We start from the raw sequence: 19,134 nt of genomic DNA, 5'->3' as shown, positions 1-19,134 counted from the left end.
CTGCAACCCGACTGCGACAATTCGCGCCGGTGTGGCGGGTCCGAAGTTCGCTCAAGGCCCGCCCCGGGCGAGACGATTTTCAGACCAGGGCGATCAGTCGATATCGATTGATTCGTCCGCTTCCAGGACGCGTCTCAGCCTGGCAAAGGCAAGGCGGATGCGCGACTTGACGGTGCCGAGCGGCAGACCTGTTTCCTCCGCGATCTGGCTGTGCGACAGACCGGCGAAGAAGGCGCGGCGGATCAGGTCCGCCTGTTCCTCGGGCAGGCTCGCCATCGCCTTGCGGACGCGATCCTCGCGCAATCGCGCATCAAGTTCGTCATCCTGGTCCTCGGGCGCGGCGGGGCGAAGGCTTGGGTCCTCCTGGTCGATCAGCCCGGAGCGGTCGCGTCGCAGGGCGTCGATGCGGCGGTTGCGGGCGATGCGAAAGAGCCAGGTCGAGGCGGTGGCACGCTGCGGATCGAACAGATGGGCCTTGCGCCACAGGGTGATCATCACTTCCTGCGTCAGTTCCTCCGCCAAGGAGGGTTCCGATCCAAGCCGGACCAGATAGGCCTTCAGGCGCGGGGCAAAATGATCGAACAGCTCGGCGAACGCCATCCGGTCGCCGGCTTCGGCGACCCTGGCGATCAACGGGGAGAAACGGTCCTTCGACGACACGCTCAATTGGCCTCGATCGTTGTCCTGCGGCTGGGCGCGGATTGTGCCCGGTCCTGAATGTCGCCCGAAACTGTAAATCAGACCAGCATGTTGTTGGGTCGATTCACCGTGTGTCCCGTCGGAATACCGGATGCAGGGCGCGGCGTCGACAGGGGACGTCCAGCCTTGGCATCGTCCGGTCCGGCTGCTTGCGCCGGGCCATGCCCGGCCCGCTGAACGGCATGGCCGATGCCCGTCACACTCTCGCCCGATTTGTACCGCCAGCGTGCCGGATCAGGTGATCACAAGGGTTTCCACCGTGCAGGCGCATGCTTTTGCGGAAATCAACCCTTTCGTAACTTGCTGGGCGATAACCTTAAGGCAAGGTGACCAACGCCCGGCAAATTCGACCCAAATCCGAATGGTTAGCAGTAGTGGTTTAGGAGATGATGCAAGCAAGAACGCTTATCCCGGCTCTTCTGGCACTCGTCCTCACGGGCGTGTCGGCTCACGCCCAGACACCGACGCTTGTCGGTCAACACAATGATTGGGCGACCTATTCCTATGGAGGTTCCAAGGGAAAGGTCTGTTATGCCCTTTCAAAACCCACGAAACTCGCGCCGAGCGATCGCAATCACGGAGATGTCTACTTCTTCATCTCCAACCGGCCCGGCGAGAATGTGAACAATGAGCCCAGCGTCATCGTTGGCTATGCGTTCAAGGAACAGTCGTCCGTTTCCGTCGATGTCGACGGCCAGAAATTCACCATGTTCACCAAGAACGACGGTGCCTGGATGGCCAATCCGACCGAGGAGCGCCAGCTTGTGGCGGCCATGAGGGCCGGCCGGGGCATGGTGGTGACCGGTGTCTCCGCAAGGGGAACGCAAACCACTTATGACTACTCGCTGTCCGGTGTGACGGCCGCGATCGCGGCGGCCGACAAGGCCTGCCAGTAATCCGGTCCGGTGCGCGAGCGCCGGAACGGTCTGGTCTCGTTTCCACCTGGAGGCGGAGCTCCCCTTCCCGGGATGCATGGGCTTTGGGGGTCACAAGACCGCCGGCTTGATGTATAAGATCGACAAACCCAAAAGGCGGCGGCCGATCGGCCCCGCCTTTTGGCATTGGTGCAGGGACATGTCCTGCAGACGGTCCTGCCGGATCCCGACAAGCGGACCGACTGGACAGCGTCCCGTTTCCTGGATTGAGACATGAGCGAGATCGAGACCATCGCAACCGGGACCACCGCGCCCGCGACACCCCTCGCCGCCGCGCCGGCGGACAAGCCGACCCTGGTCGGCATGGACCGCGCCGAGCTCGCCGAGGCACTTGCGGGCATCGGTGTTCCCGAGCGCCAGCAGCGCATGCGCGTTGCCCAGCTCTGGCACTGGCTCTATGTGCGCGGGGCTTCAGATTTCTCGGAAATGACAAATATCGCCAAGGACTTGCGAACAGTCCTGGCAGGTGCGTTCACGATCCACCGCCCGGAAATGGTCTCCGAACAGATTTCCAGTGACGGCACGCGCAAGTGGCTGTTCCGCTTCCCGCCGCGCGGCGCCGGCCGGCCAGTGGAGATCGAGACCGTCTACATTCCCGAGGAAGGACGGGGCACCCTTTGTGTCTCTTCCCAGGTCGGCTGCACGCTGACTTGCACCTTTTGTCATACGGGCACGCAGCGCCTTGTGCGCAACCTGACGGCGGAAGAGATCCTGTCCCAGATCCTGGTCGCCCGCGACCGGCTTGGCGACTTTCCCAAGGGCGAGACGCCCGAGGGCGCCGCAGTGCCGAGCGAAGGGCGCCTTGTCACGAACATCGTGATGATGGGCATGGGCGAGCCGCTCTATAATTTCGACAATGTAAAAAAGGCACTCCTCATCGCTTCGGATGGCGATGGCTTGTCGCTGTCGAAGCGGCGCATCACCCTGTCGACCTCCGGTGTGGTGCCCATGATCGAGCGCACCGGCGCGGAGATCTCCTGCATGCTGGCGATTTCCCTGCATGCGGTGCGTGACGACTTGCGTGACGAGCTCGTGCCGATCAACAAGAAGTGGAACATCACGGCGCTGCTGGATGCCTGCCGCGCCTATCCCGGTCTCAACAATGCCCGGCGTATCACCTTCGAATACGTGATGCTCAAGGGGGTCAACGACAGCCTGGCCGATGCCCGGGAACTTGTGCGGCTGCTGAAGGGCATCCCGGCGAAGATCAACCTGATCCCGTTCAATCCCTGGCCCGGTTCGCCTTACGAGTGCTCCGACTGGGAGCAGATCGAGGCCTTTGCCGAGGTGGTCAACCGCGCCGGCTATGCATCGCCGATCCGCACGCCGCGCGGCCGCGATATCTTCGCGGCCTGCGGTCAGTTGAAGTCTGAGTCCGAAAAGATGCGGGCCCGGGAGCGTATCGCGCTGGAGACGGCCGCCCCCGCGCATGGATGAGCGGCCGGACATGCTGGTCGATGGCGGTCGCCTGCTAGGTCAGGCGATCCGGGTCGTGCTTGCGCTTGTCCTTGCCTTTCTCTCCGCAGCTTTTTTTCTGGCTTTCGGATTTCTTCGCATGATCGAGCCGGGGGCCGATCCGGTCGCGGTTGGCATGACCGTAGGCTGGTCGCTTGTCGGCGCCAGCATCATCGGCGGCTTCGCGTTCATCCCCTCGCTGGTGGCGATCGCAATCTCGGAGACATTCGCCTTGCGCGGGATGGTCTATCACATCCTTGCCGGCGGCCTTGTCGGGGCGGGTACGTGGACCCTTGCAGAGACCGGTTCTCCGGATGTCGCGCAAGGGCTTCCCGCTGGAACGCTTGTCGTGCTGGCAGCGGGGTTTGTCGCGGGGTTCGTCTACTGGCTGCTCGCCGGCCGGCAGGCCGGCTGCTGGCGGGTGGCACGCAAGGGTGACCCGGGATCCGCCGGCTGACTTTCCTGACAGACTGCCTGGATGGCCCAGGATCCTGATCCTAGAGGGTCATGCCTCGAGCGCTCCAGCGTTGCCGGGCCCGCTGCACTGCCGGGGCCCTGGGGTGGGCGGCGGCGGCCTCGCGCAAAAGCCCGTCCGATGCGGTCTCGATCTCGGCAACGAGCCTGTTGTGGAACACGTCGATGTCGAGACCCGGCTGGATTGGCGGCAGGAATTCGACGATCACGGTGCCTGGCTGCAGGATCCATCCCCGCCGCGGCCAGTAGACGCCGGCATTGAGCGCCACGGGCAGGACGGGAGCCGCGAGCGAGCGGTAGAGATGCGAGACGCCGTATTTGTAGTTCGGCGCTTCGCCGGCACCTTTTCGCGTACCTTCCGGAAATATCAGGATCTGCCGGCCTTCGGTGACGGCCTGGCGGGCCTTTTCCGTCATTGCGGCAAGCGCCAGCGACCGTTTGCCGCGGTCAACCGGGATCTGCCGGAACTTGGCGGTGTACCAGCCGAAGATCGGGATGTAGCGCAATTCGCGCTTGAGCACGTAGGTTGGCGAGGTGAACAGCGGCAGAAGGGCGAATGTCTCCCAGACCGACTGGTGCTTGGCCGCGACGATGCAGCCTCCCTTGGGGATGTTGTCGAGGCCGCGATACTCGACGCGCACGCCGACGATCCAGCGCAGCAGGAACAGATTGACCCGGGCCCAGAACGGCACCAGCGGCCAACCGAGACGACGGGGCAGTATGAACACAGGCAGCCCGCCGATCATCAAGACCAGCGTCGACAGGTAGAAGAGGCCCTGGAAAAGCAGCGAACGGACTAGGAGCATCGGTCTCGAGCCGGATGGATGTTGGCATTGTGGCCCGGAGCTTCCGGGTCGGGTGAGAAGGCGTGCATCGGACGAAACCCGACGCGTCGGGTCGCGCGACTGCTCAGGGCTGCGGTTCGCCCATCATCGCGATGCGAAGCCAGGCAAGCATATACTTGATATGCTCCCGGGCCAGAAGCAGGGTCGTTCGGGGGTCGGTATACCACCTGTCGAACTCCAGGTCCGCCGTCTGCACCGGCACTGGCACGAGGGCGATCCCGTCCATCACGGAATGCAGCTCGAGCAGCGCGCGGGGCATGTGATAGGCGCTGGTCACGACAAGCAGCCGGTCGAAGCCGTTGCGGCGGGCCCATTTCGCCGTTTCCGAGGCGTTCTGCAATGTGTTGCTGGCATTGCGGTCGAGATCGACGCAGCAGTCGAAGAGCGTCAGGTCGCTTGCCGTACTGCTGACGATCTGCTGCGGGGTCGTTTCGGGATGTACACCGGAAATCAGCAGGCGCTGTCCGCGGCCCGAGCCGAGGAGTTCGAGCGCATGCTTCACACGCTCGCTGCCGCCCGTGAGAACGACGATCGCGTCGGCGCTTGCCGTGTCATTGGTTTCCAGCCCGGTCACGGATGTGGCGAAGCGCAGGAAGCTTCCGGCGTAGAAGCCGATCCCGGCAACCGCGGCTAGCAGCCCGATGACCAGCAGGACGCTGCCCATCGGGCGGCGCGCCGGCCTGGCTGGCGTGTCCTTGGAACGTTCCCGCGACCCGTCGGTGGTCATGACCGGTTCCGTTGCATGCTGGTCGTCTTGCGCGCTCATCGCTCCCGTCGGTCTCGTCGCGCCCGCCAGCGGCGCAGGTCGAAAAGACGGGAGCACCCGGGTGATTCGGTTCCAGTATCCCGCCAACAGCATCTAACGCCCAAGCGGCAGTGGTTTTCCACCCCGGACATGGCCTTGCGGCCGAGAAAGCCGCCCGCGTGCCCTTTGTTGGCAGGACTTCGCGGCGGGATCATGGTTCGCTCGCGCCTGATCTGGCGCATCTTCCTCAGCGCATGGTCTCGAGGAAGCGGTGCAGGACCCGGCTGCCGGCCTCGCATGAAGCGGCAACGGCATGGCGCAGACCGGCGCCTTTTCGCAGGAAGGCGGTACGCCAGGCCGGTGCCTGGCGCTCCACCAGGTCCGTGCAGTAGAGGAGACGATGAACGGCGAGGATGACAAGCAGGGTCAAACCCCAGGCCATCAGCGTGTCCGACAGGAAATGCCCGCCAAATGCGACCCGGTTGGCGGAAAGAGCGAAGATCAGAGGCAGCACCGCGACGAGCACAGCCTTGCGCCAGGCCACGGGTGCGATGAAGGCAAGCGACACCAGCCAGAAGCTCGACGACGCCTCGCCGGAGACGAAGGAACAGTTCGTGTCGCAGTGATCGGTGATGCGCCAGACGGACACATAGGGCGCGTCGCCCCCGAAAACGTCGACGGCGTTCGGTCGCGGCCGTCCCCAATTGTTCTTGAACAGCGCGTTGACCACCAGGCCGGGGCCGATCGCCAGTGTCGACAGGAGGAAGAGTGGCGTACGCAGCCGCAAACCGTCCGGGATGCGGCCGGTCAGGAAGGCGAACAGCAGCACCGCCACGCAGCTGCCCGCGATCAGCTTCACCAGAAAGGGTCCGAGTTCACGCAACCGCATGAAAAACGGCTGCGATGCCAGCGGAAAGCCCTCGCCTGCGCGGTGAAACAGGCTCGTCGCGGCAAGGTCGATACCCGGAAAAACGGTAAAAAAGACGGATATCACCGCGAGATAGGCAAGGCATGCGATCGCCAGCGGACCATTCTCGGCACGGCGCAGTCGCCGTATGAACCGCGAACCTGTCTCGCCGCTTGCGGGATCTTTGTGGTGGGTCACGTCTTGCTGCTGGCTCCTGGTTTCTGCAGGTTTCGGGTTATAACCGTGTCCCCCGCCCCTTCCAAGGGCAGCTCCTGCCGGCCAGATGACGCAACATCCAGGAGACAGCCGTGAGCCACCCGGTTCTGCAGTTCTGGTACGAATTCGCCTCGACCTACAGCTATCTCTCCGCGATGCGGATCGAAACATTGGCGCAGGAGCGCGGGGTGGACGTCGTCTGGCGTCCGTTCCTGCTTGGGCCGATCTTCGCGAAAGCCGGCTGGCACACGTCGCCGTTCAGCCTGTACCCGGCCAAGGGCCATTATATGTGGCGCGACATCGAGCGGCTTGCACGGGCGCAGGGCCTGCCTTTTGCTCGGCCCGACCCCTTTCCCCAGAACGGCCTGCTTGCCGCGCGCGTGGCGGGCGTGCTTGCCGGTTCGGGCGGTGCGGTCGCGGCGTTCTCCCGCGAGGTATACCTGGCGCAGTTCGATGATGGCCAGCGTATCGATGACGAGGCCGTCCTTGCCCGGATCCTGCGCGAATGCGGTGCGGAGCCCGAAAAGGTTCTGGCAGAGGCAAGGACGGAGAAGGCCAAGAGCCGGACAAGGAACTCTGTCGACGAGGCGCAAGCGCTTGGGATCTTTGGCGCGCCGAGTTTCACCTGTGCCGATGGCGAGCTTTTCTGGGGCAATGATCGCCTGGAGAGCGCCGTCGACCACGCGCTGGCAACCGTGGTATCATGAGCCCCCGCTGCGTACCGGATGCGATCTGCCCGACATTGCCGAGAGCCTTCCCGCCATGATCTTTCTTCCCGATATTGCGACGCTTGCCGCCTTCACACTTGCCTGCCTTGTCCTGGTCCTGACGCCCGGGCCGGACATGACGCTGTTTGTCGGCCGCTCGTTGTCGCAGGGCCGGGCCGCCGGCATGGCCTCGATGGCCGGTGCCGCCGCCGGCAACGTGATCCACACGATGCTGGCGGCCTTCGGTCTTTCGGCGCTGATTGCGGCCTCGGCGGAGGCCTTCTTCGTGGTGAAGATCGTCGGCGCCCTTTATCTTCTCTGGCTTGCCTTCCAGAGCCTGCGGCACGGCTCGGCCTTGAGTGTTTCGCCGGAACGCGGCGCGGTTCAAAAACCGCTGTCACGGGTTTTCGCGGCCGGTCTTCTGGTCAACTTGCTCAACCCGAAGATCATTCTGTTCTTCCTGACCTTCCTGCCGCAGTTCGTCACTGCGGGCGACCCGGATGCGGCTGGCAAGCTGGTCTTTCTGGGTCTCTACATGGTCGCTTTCTCGCTGCCCTTCTGTGCCGCGATGGTGCTGATGGCGGAGGGCTTTGCGCGGTCGCTGCGCCGGTCACCACGTATCATGCGGATGATCGACTGGCTTTTCGCCGGCATCATCGGCGGGTTCGCGGTCAAGATCCTGTTTGCCAGCCGCGCCTGACGCCCTGCCCGCTCCGCATCTCATCCTGGTGAAATCATCATGTCCCACATCTTTCCCCGCCACACCGCCATGCGACCTCCGCGCGCGGTCGCCGGCGACGGTTGCTACATCATCGACGAGACGGGCAAACGCTACCTCGATGCCTCCGGCGGGGCGGCTGTCTCCTGCCTCGGCCATTCCGACAGGGCCGTCACCGATGCGGTGAAGGCGCAGCTCGATGCGATCGCCTTTGCCCATACCGGGTTCTTCACGAGCGGACCGGCGGAAGATCTTGCCGATCTGCTGATCGCCCATGCGCCGAAGGGCCTGGAGCGGGTTTATCTCGTGTCCGGGGGGTCGGAGGCGACGGAAGCGGCGATCAAGCTCGCCCGCCAGTTCCATATAGAAAACGGCGAGCCGGCGCGCGCGCGCATCATCGCACGCCGCCAGAGCTATCACGGCAACACGCTCGGCGCGCTGTCGGCCGGCGGCAACATGTGGCGGCGCGAACCCTTCGCCCCGCTTCTGGTCGACATGTCGCATATCGCCCCCTGCTACGCTTATCGCGACCAGGACGAGGACGAGAGCGAGGAAGAATACGGCCGCCGCGTTGCCGACGAACTGGAGACGGAGATCCTGGCGCAGGGACCGGAGACGGTTGCTGCCTTCATCGCCGAGCCGGTCGTCGGCGCGACGCTCGGAGCGGTTCCCGCCGTCAAAGGCTATTTCGCCCGCATCCGCGAGATCTGCGACCGGTACGGTGTGCTGCTCATCCTGGACGAGGTGATGTGCGGCATGGGTCGCACCGGTCATCTCTTCGCCTGCGAGGCGGACGGTGTCGCGCCGGATATCCTGTGCATCGCCAAGGGACTGGGCGCAGGCTACCAGCCGATCGGGGCGATGCTCGTCAGTGGCCGTATTTATTCGGCGATCGAGACCGGCTCCGGTTTTTTCCAGCATGGTCACACCTATATCGGCCACCCGGCCGCCGCCGCCGCCGGTCTCGCTGTCGTGACCGCGCTGACCGGACGGGGTCTGGTCGATCGTTCGAAGACCATGGGCGAGGTGCTGAAATCCGCGCTTGTCGAGCGTTTCGGCCAGCATCCGCATGTCGGCGACATTCGCGGGCGTGGCCTGTTCCTCGGGCTCGAGCTGGTGGAGGACCGGGAAACGAAAGCGCCCTTCTCGCCGGAGCGCCGGCTTCATGCGCTGTTCAAGAAGGCGGCGTTCCAGCGTGGCCTCGTCTGCTATCCGATGGGTGGTACGATCGACGGGCGCTCTGGCGACCATGTCCTGCTGGCCCCGCCCTTCATCATCTCGGACGACCAGGTGGCGGAAATCGTCGACAAGCTCTCGGGCGCGCTCGACGATGTGCTTGCCGCCTGAGGTCGGGCGACATCTTCCCGCCACCATTTTCGTAATGATGGCGGTTTGCCGCGTTTCCCGACCTTCCGCCCGGACATGATGCCGCACCGGTTCGATGACGAGTCCTCCCCGTTCCCCGACGCGTTCGCGCGCGCCGGCGCACTGCGCGTTGTCGTCGCGATGGCATTCCTGATCGGCGCCGTTCCGCACGCGGCTGTCGCCGAGACGCAAGGGGCCCTGCCCTCAGGCTGCGATGTCGGTACATTGCCGGGGCGGCAACTCGAGACGCCGCTTGCGGTGGAGGCGGACGATCCGGCGACGGTGCGCGCCGGCGATGGCCGGCTTTACCGGCAGGCGGATCTGGTGGCGGGCGAGGCGATGGCGGCACCGGCCCTGCCCGTGGAACTTCGGTTCACCGGCCTTGCACGCGGCCCGGATCGTTGGCGCCGTCACGAAGGACATCTGGTCGACGCCGCGGGGCACTGGCTGGCCCGGGACTTGGTTGGGCGCGGCGCCGCCATCGTCTCGCCGCGCCTTGCCAATACGGAGTGCCTGCGTGACCTTTTCGTGCTGGAGGCGCGGGCGCGAGCACGCCGGATCGGCCTGTGGGCGCGCGAGCGGGTGTGGTCCGCCCATCGGCCGCAGGCGCTGACCGCGCGCGCCGGCCGCTTCACTCTGGTTTCTGGGCGGGTCCTGTCGATCGGGGAAACCCGTTCCACGCTCTATCTCAATTTCGGTCATCGCTGGAGCCGCGACTTCACGGTGACGGTGCCGACCGATCAAAAGGCGGCATTCTCGGCCGCCGGGCTTGACGTGGCCTCCCTGGACGGGGCAGCTATTCGCGTGCGGGGGGTCGTCGAGTTGTCGGGCGGGCCGAGCATGAAGCTCTTCCACCCCGCGCAGATCGAGCGGCTCGACAAGGATGGCACGCGCCGGTGAGCAGACTTCCGTCAACGGTCCGGATTGCAGGGCAAGGCATGATTTGGAGGAGGCGCGGCATGCGGGCGCTTGCCGCCACGATGGCGCTTGTCCTCCTGTCCGCCTGCCAGTTTTCCGGCTCCTCGCCAATCGAGATCGGAACGCCGGCGCCCGGCAGCCTGAGGCCGGGGCTTTCGTCCGATCTTGGCGCGCGGGAGCATCCGCGTGTCGTTGCGACCTATGGCGGCGTTTACGAGGATCGCGGCGCGGAGCGTGCCGTTGCGCAGGTGGTCGGCCGGCTCGTCGAGGCCTCGGACGATCCCTCGCAGACCTATCGCATCACCATCCTGAACTCGCCGGCCGTGAATGCCTTCGCCCTTCCCGGCGGTTATCTCTACGTGACGCGCGGCCTTCTGGCGCTGGCGACCGATACATCCGAAGTTGCCGCCGTCCTGGCGCATGAGATGGCGCATGTCACGGCAAGCCACGCGATCAAGCGCCAACAGCGCGCCGAAGCGACGGAGCTTGCCGGACGGGTGCTTGGCAATGTGGTGCGGGACCCCGACCAGGCGCGCGCGGCGATCATTTCCTCGCAGCTCTCCTTTGCCCGCTTCTCGCAGATCCAGGAGCTGGAGGCCGATGCGGTCGGTGTGCGCACGCTGTCGCGCGCACGCTACGACCCGTTCGCCGCCGCCCGTTTTCTCAATACGATGGGCCAGTTCGCGGCCTATCAGAGTGCGCAAGGGGCGGCCAAGGGCGCGCCGGACTTCCTGTCGTCGCATCCCACCACGCCCGAACGGGTCCAGACGGCCGTGCGCGCCGCGCGCCAGGCCGGCGCACCGGGCCTTGGCGAGCGCGACCGGGACGCGTATCTCACCAAGATCGATGGCATGCTCTATGGCGACGATCCGCTGGAAGGCTATATCCGTGGCCGGTCGTTCCTGCACAAGGCGCTGGGCATCAGTTTCACCGCGCCTCCGGGCTTCGTGCTTGAGAACTCGCCCGAGGCCGTGCTTGCCAGCAATCCCAACGGCACCGCTCTGCGCTTCGACGGGGCGGACCTGACCGACTTCGCGTCTCTGCGTGCCTACATGACCAGCGGCTGGATCAACGGTCTGATCGCGGACAGCGTCCGCGAGGAAACGGTCAACGGCCTCGCCGCCGTCACCGCCTCGGCCTTTACCGATGGCTGGTCGTTCCGCATCGCTGTCGTGCGCATCGGGCGCACGGGCTATCGCTTCATTTTCGCCTCGCGCGCCGGTGGCGCCGAGTTCACTCGCGACTATGAGGCGACGGTGCAGAGTTTCCGGCAGCTGACGCCGACGGAGATCGCGCGGCTGCGGCCGTTGCGCATCAAGGTGATCCGCGCCGATGAGGGCGACACGCCCGAACGGCTTGCCGTGGGTATGAGCGGCGTCGAGCCGGCCCGCCGGCTGGAGCTCTTTTCGATCCTCAATCAGACCCCGTCGGGCCAGGTCATTCCGGCCGGCACGCCGTTGAAGCTGGTGGTGGATTAGCGCCCCCGACACTCTCGCCACCGTGACACCCCGTTTGTCGCAGGATGCAGGGGCGGCGGCCCGAACCTTTCAGAAGGAGGCTGGAAAATGGACCAGACCACGGGCGGATGCCTTTGTGGCCAGTTGAGGCTCGTCGCCTCGGGCCGACCTTACCGGGTCGGTGTGTGTCATTGTCTCGACTGTCGCAAGCATCACGGCGCCCCCTTTCACGCCTCCGCGATCTTTCCCCGGGATGCGGTCGAGATCCACGGCGAGACAAAGGACTACCGGGGGCGCTTCTTCTGTCCGGACTGTGGCTCGACGGTCTTTGGCCGCAGCGGCGATGAGGTCGAGGTGAACCTTGGGGCACTGGACGCGCCGGACCAGTTCGCGCCAACGTATGAGTTGTGGACCGTGCGCCGTGAAGCCTGGCTGCCGCCGTTTCCGCTTGAGCGGCGCTACGAGCACGACCGTCCGGACAACAGCCGCAACGAGGACTAGGTGCAGGACGACGTTCGGTTGGGGGTGCGAGTCGGCGCTTGCGCCTATCCCCCGTCGACCTTGCGATAGGGCTGCTGCTGATAGCCGGTCAGATAGGCGAGCGAACCAAGACCGGAGGCGAGCTGCTTGGCCGCCTTGAATGCCTGGCGGCGGCCGCGTTCCGGTGAAACCACGAAAATAGCGCTCATCGGCAGCTGTACGAAGAGGCCGCCTGCAATACGGCCGATCCCTTTCAGGAAGCTGCGCAGGGCGGCTTTTGGCTTGCCGGCGCGCTTCTCGTGCAAGCGCGAGATGTTGCCGGCGACGCGGAAGGTGCGGTTGAGCTGCCAGGCAAACCTTGTGCGGTTGACCGGTACCAGCTCTTCGACGATGGCCTCGGCGATCCAGACGATGCGCCCGCCCGCGTCGTGTACGCGGGTGAAGAAATCCGTGTCGCTGCCACCGGTAAAGCGCATCGATCCGTCGAAATGCAGGCCGAACCCGCCTGCGTCGGGATCGCGGAAGACCTTCGTGTCGACCAGTGTGTTGTGACCTTCCGCCTTGGCGAGCACGGTGCCTGTCGGCCGCTTGTTGACCTGCTTCGGCACCATCCAGGTCGGTGTTTCCGGCGGATATGTGTAGATGACGCGGCCATAGTGAACCTCGGCCGGGTACTGCCGCGTGGCCTCGATCATGGTGGTGAGCCAGCCCGGATGGGCGATCTCGTCATCGTCGATATACAGAACCCGGTCGAAACCCTCTGCGGCGGCAAAGGTGCCGCAGCGGTCGCGGGCGAAGGGGATGCCGAGTTCCGGCTCGAGTACGTAGTGGATGGTCCAGCCGGTTTGCGCCGCGACGTCCAGGGCGATCGGGCGCGAAACGTCCATGTCGTGGTTCTCGACAACCACGATCTCGGCCGAAATCCCGTCCGGAACAGCCTGCGCGCACACCGATGCGAGGCAGGTCCGCAGCAGCTTCGGCCGTTCCCTTGTGCAGATCGCGATGCAAAGTCTCATGGGCGTGCGGGTCCGGGATGTCTTGCGCTGGCACCGCAGTAGCGGTTTCTCACAGGAGAATCCAGCCGGTGGGGAAGAGTTCGTCGACATAGGTGCGGCGCAACTCGTCGCGCGCGAACCACTGGCGCGGAGCGATCACGTGCCGCTCCGGATTGCGACCGAGCCACGCGCCCCACCAGCTGAAGCTTGAATTGGCGGTCACGTGATGGGCGCAGCGGCTCATCAGGAAGAGATCCTGCTCGCGGCTCTGGCCCGTGACCAGTGTCCGGTTCGGCCAGTCCGCCGTCAGTTCGGCTGCCGCCGCGATATCGTCGGAAAAGACCAGCCAGTTCGCATCCGGAACGAGTTGCCGCATCAGCGCGGCAGCGCGCCGGTAATGCTCCGCCCCGAGCATGCCGTGGATCGAGGTCGTGCGCGCGTTGCTGGCATAGTCGCCGCGCCGGACATGCAGGGAGACACTTGCGGGCGTCTCGGCCAGCGCCAGACGCTGCGGATCGATGGTCGCCGCCACATGGTCGAGCGAGAACAGCGCGCGGGTTTCCTGGCGGCAGTCAGCGAAGAACTGTTCCGACTGGAAGTAGCCGGCAAGATAGGTCCCCGCTTCGAGCGTCGAAAACGCGTCGGCGTGACAGAAATCCTTCTGGAACCAGACCGGCCCCGGCCACAGGCGATGGCGCTTCTTGCCCCGGGTCCTGCCCTTCTCCCCGGCAAGGCCGAGCAGGCGCGCGCGCAGGCTATTGGTGTCGGGGCGCCAGATTTCCGGTTCCACGCCGAAAATGTCGAGGCCAAGGGCGGCGTGATCGAAGTTCATTTCCAGAGGGTCGATCAGCAGCCTCGCGCCGAGCCGCCGTGCCAGTGCATGGCCTGCGGCATACTGGAACATCTGGTTGCCGAGCCCGCCCCAGATGCGCATGCATACGGGTGCAGTGTCCCGCATCCTGCCGGTTTCTGCCTGCTGTGTCTCCACGCGGCGATAGCCCCCAAAGGTTTCAGACCTTCGTTCTTGTTAGTCGGCATCGGGCGCTCGAACAAGCATGCGCTTGATCCGTTGGCCCCGCTTGAGCGAGATCAAGGCGTCGTTGCTGCGGATTTGCATTCATGATTGTGAATGTTTCGACCTTGTCGCACGGAACCGTGCGGCCCGCGGAGGATGCGATGGACCTGACCCGCGTGCTGGATATGCTGGGCGATGCCGAAACCTCGGCGCTTGGCGGGCTGGTCATTGGCGTCGCTTTCGGAGCTTTTGCCGAGCGCAGCCGCTTCTGCCTGCGCGCGGCGGCGGTCGAGTTCGCACGCGGCGAGATCGGCGGCAAGGTGGCGATCTGGCTGGTCGCCTTCTCCTCGGCCGTACTTTTCACGCAGCTTCTGGTCGGCAGCGGTCATCTCGACGTCGCCGAAGCGCGTCAGTTCGCTGCCCGCGGCTCCCTGTCCGGCGCCGTTGTCGGCGGGGCGCTGTTCGGCATCGGCATGGTGCTGGCGCGTGGATGCGCCAGCCGGCTGCTGGTGCTTTCGGCGAGCGGCAACCTGCGTGCCCTGCTCGCCGGGTTGATCTTTGCGGTGGCGGCGGAGGCGACGATCCATGGCATCCTGTCGCCGCTGCGTGACTGGGTCGCCGGTTTGTGGACGATCGGCGGTCGGGAGCAGCTGGATCTTCTCCAGCTTGCCGGCCTGCCGCAGCAGGCGGGTCTCGCGATTGGTGCAGCATTCATCGTCGGCGCGGTTTTTTTCGCCATTCGGGCGCGGCTTTCGCCACGCGGTTGGCTGGGTGCGGCCGGCGTCGGTGCGACCGTGACTGCCGGTTGGTGGTTCACCTACCAGCTTGCCGGACAGGCCTTCATCCCGATGAGCGTGAAGAGCTTGACCTTTACCGGGCCGTCCGCCGACACGCTCATGCTGGTGTTGGCCCCGCCGGGTCGGGCATTCGATTTTGACATCGGGCTGGTACCCGGCGTTTTTGCCGGGGCGGCGCTGGCCGCGCTCGTTGCCGGCGAATGGCGGCTTCAGGGCTTTCACGACGGTCATTCGATGCGTCGGTACATTTTCGGCGCGGTGCTGATGGGGTTCGGCGGCATGCTGGCCGGCGGCTGCGCCGTCGGAGCGGGCGTCACGGGGGGCTCGATCTTCGCCGTCACTGCCTGGGCGACGCTCTTTGCCATGTGGGCGGCGGCCGGGGTCACGGATCTTCTTGTCGACCGGCCCGCGGACGGGCGCAAGGCGGAGGGCGGGGGGCGGGCGCCGGCCACGCCCCTTGCCCCGTGACCGTGTAGGCCAAGGCCCCTGCCTACCCCTTTCTCCCTACCAGGCGTGCTCGCGCCCGTCCCATGTGAGGAAGCGCCCGCTGTCGTCAAGGGTCAGGCTTGTGGCGACGGCGAAGATGCCCTTGGCGCTTTCCACCGGCTCGATCTCGGCCTCCGGGCCGCCCATGCTGGTGCGCACCCAGCCGGGATGCATGGCCACGACGCAGATGCCCTCCCCTGCCAGGTCGACGGCAAGGCCCTGCATTGCCTTGTTCACCGCCGCCTTGGAGCTGCGATAGGCATAGGAGCCGCCCTTGGGGCGGGCGAGCGAGCCCATCTGGCTGGAGATGGTGACAATGCGCGGGTTGGAGGCCTGGCGCAGCTTCGCGCGGAACGCCAGGGCCATGCGCATCGGCGCCAGCGTGTTGACCTGCAACTCCGTCTCCCACGCCTCGAAGTCGAGATCGTCCAGTGTCTGGCGCGGGTTGAGGATGCCGGCATTGTTGAGGAGCAGGTCGATCGGTGCGCTGCCCGTGGCAGAGGCAAGATCGGCGACCGATCCTGCGTCGGTGACGTCAAGCGCGTGGATGGCGAGGCGACCGGCGTGATCGCCTGCGAGTTCTTGCAAGGCAGCAGCTTCGTCCGGCCGGCGGCAGCAGGCGTGGACGAACCGGTTTCCGTCGGCCGTGAAGAGACGGGCGAGTTCCAGTCCGATGCCGCGGTTGGCGCCGGTGAGAACAAGGGTCTGGAGCATGCGGAGGGTGTCCTTTTCGGATGGGACGCCCATATCCGCTTGCGCGGCCCGCGCGGTCAACCCGCCGGATGGCGTGCGCGGCCAGGGTCATGACTTTGGGCGCGCGGGCAGCTACAAGGCGGACAGGCCCGCCCCTTGCCAGGCTTCGGGACCGGCCCCACAGACCCCAAACCGGATTGCCTGCCATGACGACAGAACAGATCACGCCGTTTCTCGGCAAGTGGATACTCGATCTCGACGAGAGCGAGTTCGACCAGAGCGATCTCCCGCGCGCTGCGACCTGCACGATCGAGGAGGAATTCGGCCTCGTGACGATCCGCATGTCGATCATCTCCGCCGAGGGCGAGGAGATTGGTGGCGAGATTACCGGCGTGCCGGGCAGGGCCGGGCAGCGCCTTTCGGAAAGCGGGCTGGCCGATCGGCTGCTGTTGTTCTTCGAGGATGAGCGGACGCTGACATCGGAGGCGCGCCGCGGCGAACTGACCCTGATGAGCGCCCGGCGGCGGCTGTCGGAGGACGGACACAGCATGGAGGTGGAACAGACCGTCGCGGTGCCCGGGCAAGGGCCTGTGGTCAACACGGGAATGTATCGCCGGGCGCAGTAGCGCGTGCCGGCTCCGGTCTTCTGGCCGAAGCCGTCAGGTCAGATCAGCTCGGGCCAGCGCATCAGCACCAGAACGCCGGCCCATGCGACAAGCGAGACGATGCCGGCGGTGCGAAAGCGCGAGATGGTGCCGCGTGAATCCACCTGGTCGAGCAGCCGCCAGGCCGGCACCAGGCGCAGGAGCAGCGCGTTGACGCCGGCAAGCAGGATTAATGCGCCTTTCGCCTGGAAGGCGGGGTCGGCCGCGATGGCAAAGGGGCGTTGCGACATCAGCGCGATGCCGCTTGTAAGCGCCAGGACAAGGCCGAGAAGTGCGGTCTGGCCGAGCACGCGGGCGAGATCGGCAAGCAGGGTGCTGCGCCAGAAGCCGATCAGCCGGAGATTCAGCGGCAGGAGCGCTCCGACAAGCACAAGGCTGCCGACAAGGTGGCAGGTGGCAGCAATCTCGCGCGCCTGCGCGGAGGTTGCCATCGTCCGCGCCAGCTGCGAGTGGCCCAGATAGTCGAGGAGCGGGGTGAAATCCGGCATGGGGCGGACCCGGTTCTTGGGAGCTGTCTCCCCGTTGCATAGCCTGATTCTCGTACAGGTGGGGGATCGGGGTGGTTTCCCGTTCTCAGGGACGATTTTTTCTTGCAACCTGTGGCGGCATCATTACCTCTCGGGCAAGCTCCGATCTATTGAAATCGCCGTTGCCGGGTTCTCCCGGCGGCCCTTGCCCGGATCCGTCAGATGGACATTCTTCCCTATGTGCGCCCCGGAGACGAGCTTGCCGCGACGCGGATCTATGCAGCCGCGCTGTTTCAGAAGCTCCGCCCGTTTTTCGGCACCATAGAAGCTGCAGCTTCTTTCTTGGCGCCCCACATGCGCCGCGACAGGGGGGTATCGGCCATCCTCGGCGGGCGCGTTGTCGGCATTGCCGGCTATCGGCTGGACGGGACCGGGCTGTTCGAACCGAAATGGCGCCACTTCCGCCAACGGTTCGGTTTCTTCGGCACGTCGATCCGCGTGGCGGGGCTTGCCTTTCTCGACAAGACCGATGCCGACGGCGTGTTGTCGATGGACGGCATTGCGGTGTCGGAGGAGGCGCGCGGCAAGGGGGCCGGCACGGCGTTGCTGGGCGCGGTCGTCGACGTTGCCCGGCGAACCGGCCAGCATGCCGTCCGGCTGGATGTGATCGACACCAATCCCCGTGCCCGCGCGCTTTACGAGCGCAACGGCTTCGTGCCGGAAAAGCGCCGCGAGCTGGGCTTTCTCAAGCCGATCTTCGGCTTCTCATCGGCCACGACCATGTGCCGTCAGGTGGATGCCGGATCGGGGCCTGCATGAGCACAACGACCGGCGGGAACAGGTCGTCTGACGAGGCTGTGGCCGTGGACCTCGCCGGAGTGACCTCCCCGGTCCCGGAACGCCCTTCGACCCCGGATGTGGCCGATCATGTCGAGGGTGCGCCGCGCGAGCTCGATCGCCTCGCCATGGCCGTCGTGCTGGCGATGGTTGCGGTTTTCGGCCTTGCCCAGGGGCTGACCTATCCGCTGCTCTCCTTCATCCTCGAACGGCAGGGCACGCCTGCATGGCTGATCGGCACCAACGCGGCGATGATGGCGCTGGGCCTGATCCTGTCCGCGCCGCTGGTGCCGCAGCTTGCCCTGCGTTTCGGGGCCGCGAGGCTTGCCATCGCTTCGGCATTGCTGCTGGCTGTGCTGTTTGCCCTGATCGGCACCGTGCAGTCGCTATGGCTATGGTTTCCGGCCCGTTTCCTGCTCGGTGCAGGCATCAACGGTCTTTACATCGCCAGCGAGACCTGGGTGAACCAGCTCGCGCCCGACCGCATCCGCGGCCGCTTGCTGGGGCTCTATGCAACGGCGCTGGCCGGCGGTTTCGCACTTGGTCCGGCAACGCTGGCCGTCACCGGTACGCAGACGTTGACCCCCTTCTTCCTGTGCATCGGCGTGACACTTGTCTGCGCCATGCTGATCGCCGCCATCCGCCACCGCCTGCCGACATTCGCTGCCGGTGAGACCGGTTCGATCCGGGTCGTGGCGCCGCTCATTCCATTCCTGCTGGCGGTGACGGCGATCGCCGCCGCCTTCGACCAGGCGATCCTGACGCTGTTTCCCGTCTACGGGCTTGGGCACGGCCTGAGCGAGGCGGCGATCGCGACGGCCCTTGCCGTCCTCATCGTCGGCAACATCCTCTTCCAGGTGCCAATCGGCACGCTCGCCGACCGTTGGGGTCCGCGCCAGGTGATGGTTGTCCTTTGCCTGTTGACCATTTCCGGCGCGGCCTTGCTGCCGATGCTCATCGACACGCGCTGGCCGCTCTGGGCGATGCTGTTCATCTGGGGGTCGTCAGCCTATGGCGTCTACACGATCGCGCTGATGGAACTGGGCCGCCGCTTTTCCGGTGCCATGCTGATCGCCGGCAATGCCGGATTTGCGGCGATGTGGGGTGTTGGCGGGTTTCTCGGTCCGGCGCTCTCGGGTCTTGCGATCGACATGATCGGAGCCTTTGGCCTGCCGTTGCTGCTGGGTTCCGTCTATGTCGTGTTGCTCGTCCTGACGCTTGCGCGCCGCTCCGCCTGACCCCGTTGCGAGGGAGCCAG

General features: G+C 65.7%; 21 protein-coding genes. 13 read left to right on the top strand and 8 right to left on the bottom strand.

Features of this window, described 5'->3' with window-relative positions; translation table 11 throughout:
• Nucleotides 1-93 precede the first annotated feature (93 nt).
• Entirely contained in the window at nucleotides 94-666 is a 573-nt protein-coding gene (locus RBB46_RS17760) for a sigma-70 family RNA polymerase sigma factor (protein WP_306030358.1), read from the bottom strand.
• Nucleotides 667-1,088: 422 nt separating this feature from the next.
• Here RBB46_RS17760 and RBB46_RS17755 point away from each other — a divergent pair, with 422 nt between their 5' ends.
• From RBB46_RS17755 to RBB46_RS17745, 3 genes are all read left to right on the top strand, one after another.
• Complete coding sequence (locus RBB46_RS17755; protein ID WP_336623175.1) at nucleotides 1,089-1,595, top strand: invasion associated locus B family protein; 507 nt, start codon at nucleotides 1,089-1,091, stop codon at nucleotides 1,593-1,595.
• Between the two features lie 252 nt (nucleotides 1,596-1,847).
• Complete coding sequence (gene rlmN, locus RBB46_RS17750) at nucleotides 1,848-3,071, top strand: 23S rRNA (adenine(2503)-C(2))-methyltransferase RlmN (protein ID WP_306030356.1); 1,224 nt, start codon at nucleotides 1,848-1,850, stop codon at nucleotides 3,069-3,071.
• Entirely contained in the window at nucleotides 3,064-3,546 is a 483-nt protein-coding gene (locus tag RBB46_RS17745) for a translation initiation factor IF-3 (RefSeq protein ID WP_306030355.1), read from the top strand. The genes rlmN and RBB46_RS17745 overlap by 8 nt, the downstream gene beginning before the upstream one ends.
• 40 nt (nucleotides 3,547-3,586) lie before the next feature.
• Here the strand turns inward: RBB46_RS17745 and RBB46_RS17740 are convergent, their stop codons facing one another.
• The 3 genes from RBB46_RS17740 to RBB46_RS17730 form a co-directional block, all read right to left on the bottom strand.
• A complete protein-coding gene (locus RBB46_RS17740; RefSeq protein WP_306030354.1) occupies nucleotides 3,587-4,369 on the bottom strand; it encodes a 1-acyl-sn-glycerol-3-phosphate acyltransferase in 783 nt (260 codons plus the stop codon).
• Between the two features lie 103 nt (nucleotides 4,370-4,472).
• Complete coding sequence (locus RBB46_RS17735) at nucleotides 4,473-5,174, bottom strand: YdcF family protein (protein WP_306030353.1); 702 nt, start codon at nucleotides 5,172-5,174, stop codon at nucleotides 4,473-4,475.
• Nucleotides 5,175-5,400: 226 nt separating this feature from the next.
• Nucleotides 5,401-6,258, bottom strand: a complete 858-nt coding sequence (locus RBB46_RS17730; protein ID WP_306030352.1) for a phosphatase PAP2 family protein — start codon at nucleotides 6,256-6,258, stop codon at nucleotides 5,401-5,403.
• A gap of 110 nt (nucleotides 6,259-6,368) precedes the next feature.
• Between RBB46_RS17730 and RBB46_RS17725 the strand changes: the two genes are divergently transcribed.
• The 6 genes from RBB46_RS17725 to RBB46_RS17700 all read left to right on the top strand — a co-directional run bounded on the left by RBB46_RS17725 (nucleotide 6,369) and on the right by RBB46_RS17700 (nucleotide 11,942).
• Complete coding sequence (locus RBB46_RS17725; protein WP_306030351.1) at nucleotides 6,369-6,983, top strand: 2-hydroxychromene-2-carboxylate isomerase; 615 nt, start codon at nucleotides 6,369-6,371, stop codon at nucleotides 6,981-6,983.
• A gap of 55 nt (nucleotides 6,984-7,038) precedes the next feature.
• Nucleotides 7,039-7,683, top strand: coding sequence for a LysE family translocator (locus tag RBB46_RS17720; protein ID WP_306030350.1), 645 nt, complete (start codon nucleotides 7,039-7,041; stop codon nucleotides 7,681-7,683).
• A gap of 39 nt (nucleotides 7,684-7,722) precedes the next feature.
• On the top strand, nucleotides 7,723-9,048 hold the full coding sequence (locus tag RBB46_RS17715; protein ID WP_306030349.1) for an aspartate aminotransferase family protein: 1,326 nt from the start codon (nucleotides 7,723-7,725) through the stop codon (nucleotides 9,046-9,048).
• Nucleotides 9,049-9,093: 45 nt separating this feature from the next.
• Nucleotides 9,094-9,966, top strand: coding sequence for a hypothetical protein (locus RBB46_RS17710; RefSeq protein WP_306030348.1), 873 nt, complete (start codon nucleotides 9,094-9,096; stop codon nucleotides 9,964-9,966).
• Between the two features lie 59 nt (nucleotides 9,967-10,025).
• Entirely contained in the window at nucleotides 10,026-11,462 is a 1,437-nt protein-coding gene (locus RBB46_RS17705) for a M48 family metalloprotease (protein WP_306030347.1), read from the top strand.
• Nucleotides 11,463-11,549: 87 nt separating this feature from the next.
• Entirely contained in the window at nucleotides 11,550-11,942 is a 393-nt protein-coding gene (locus RBB46_RS17700; protein WP_306030346.1) for a GFA family protein, read from the top strand.
• A gap of 44 nt (nucleotides 11,943-11,986) precedes the next feature.
• On the opposite strand, the gene RBB46_RS17695 is transcribed toward RBB46_RS17700, so the two are convergent.
• Nucleotides 11,987-12,937, bottom strand: coding sequence for a glycosyltransferase family 2 protein (locus tag RBB46_RS17695; RefSeq protein WP_306030345.1), 951 nt, complete (start codon nucleotides 12,935-12,937; stop codon nucleotides 11,987-11,989).
• A 49-nt stretch (nucleotides 12,938-12,986) separates the two neighbouring features.
• Nucleotides 12,987-13,874: an alpha-1,2-fucosyltransferase gene (locus RBB46_RS17690; RefSeq protein ID WP_306030344.1), complete on the bottom strand. Its 888-nt coding sequence runs from the start codon at nucleotides 13,872-13,874 to the stop codon at nucleotides 12,987-12,989.
• A gap of 161 nt (nucleotides 13,875-14,035) precedes the next feature.
• Between RBB46_RS17690 and RBB46_RS17685 the strand changes: the two genes are divergently transcribed.
• Nucleotides 14,036-15,196 carry a YeeE/YedE family protein gene (locus tag RBB46_RS17685; protein ID WP_306030343.1) on the top strand — a complete coding sequence of 387 codons (1,161 nt, stop codon included), beginning with the start codon at nucleotides 14,036-14,038 and terminating at the stop codon, nucleotides 15,194-15,196.
• Nucleotides 15,197-15,232: 36 nt separating this feature from the next.
• On the opposite strand, the gene RBB46_RS17680 is transcribed toward RBB46_RS17685, so the two are convergent.
• Nucleotides 15,233-15,928 (bottom strand): SDR family oxidoreductase, encoded by a 696-nt coding sequence (locus RBB46_RS17680; protein ID WP_306030342.1) that lies wholly within the window; start codon nucleotides 15,926-15,928, stop codon nucleotides 15,233-15,235.
• A gap of 185 nt (nucleotides 15,929-16,113) precedes the next feature.
• On the opposite strand from RBB46_RS17680, the gene RBB46_RS17675 reads away from it, so the two are divergent.
• The gene (locus RBB46_RS17675) at nucleotides 16,114-16,533 is read left to right on the top strand and encodes a hypothetical protein (protein ID WP_306030341.1); all 420 of its coding nucleotides are present in this window, start codon (nucleotides 16,114-16,116) and stop codon (nucleotides 16,531-16,533) included.
• Nucleotides 16,534-16,571: 38 nt separating this feature from the next.
• Here RBB46_RS17675 and RBB46_RS17670 read toward each other — a convergent pair whose 3' ends face one another.
• Nucleotides 16,572-17,060, bottom strand: a complete 489-nt coding sequence (locus tag RBB46_RS17670; RefSeq protein WP_306030340.1) for a hypothetical protein — start codon at nucleotides 17,058-17,060, stop codon at nucleotides 16,572-16,574.
• A 201-nt stretch (nucleotides 17,061-17,261) separates the two neighbouring features.
• Between RBB46_RS17670 and RBB46_RS17665 the strand changes: the two genes are divergently transcribed.
• Both RBB46_RS17665 and RBB46_RS17660 read left to right on the top strand, forming a co-directional pair.
• The gene (locus RBB46_RS17665) at nucleotides 17,262-17,858 is read left to right on the top strand and encodes a GNAT family N-acetyltransferase (protein WP_306030338.1); all 597 of its coding nucleotides are present in this window, start codon (nucleotides 17,262-17,264) and stop codon (nucleotides 17,856-17,858) included.
• A complete protein-coding gene (locus RBB46_RS17660; protein ID WP_306030337.1) occupies nucleotides 17,855-19,114 on the top strand; it encodes an MFS transporter in 1,260 nt (419 codons plus the stop codon). The genes RBB46_RS17665 and RBB46_RS17660 overlap by 4 nt, the downstream gene beginning before the upstream one ends.
• Nucleotides 19,115-19,134: the final 20 nt, after the last annotated feature.

Source organism: Stappia sp. MMSF_3263 (assembly GCF_030733745.1).
In the GTDB taxonomy this organism is placed as follows: Bacteria; Pseudomonadota; Alphaproteobacteria; order Rhizobiales; family Stappiaceae; genus Stappia.
This window is presented reverse-complemented; position numbering and strand designations above follow the sequence as displayed.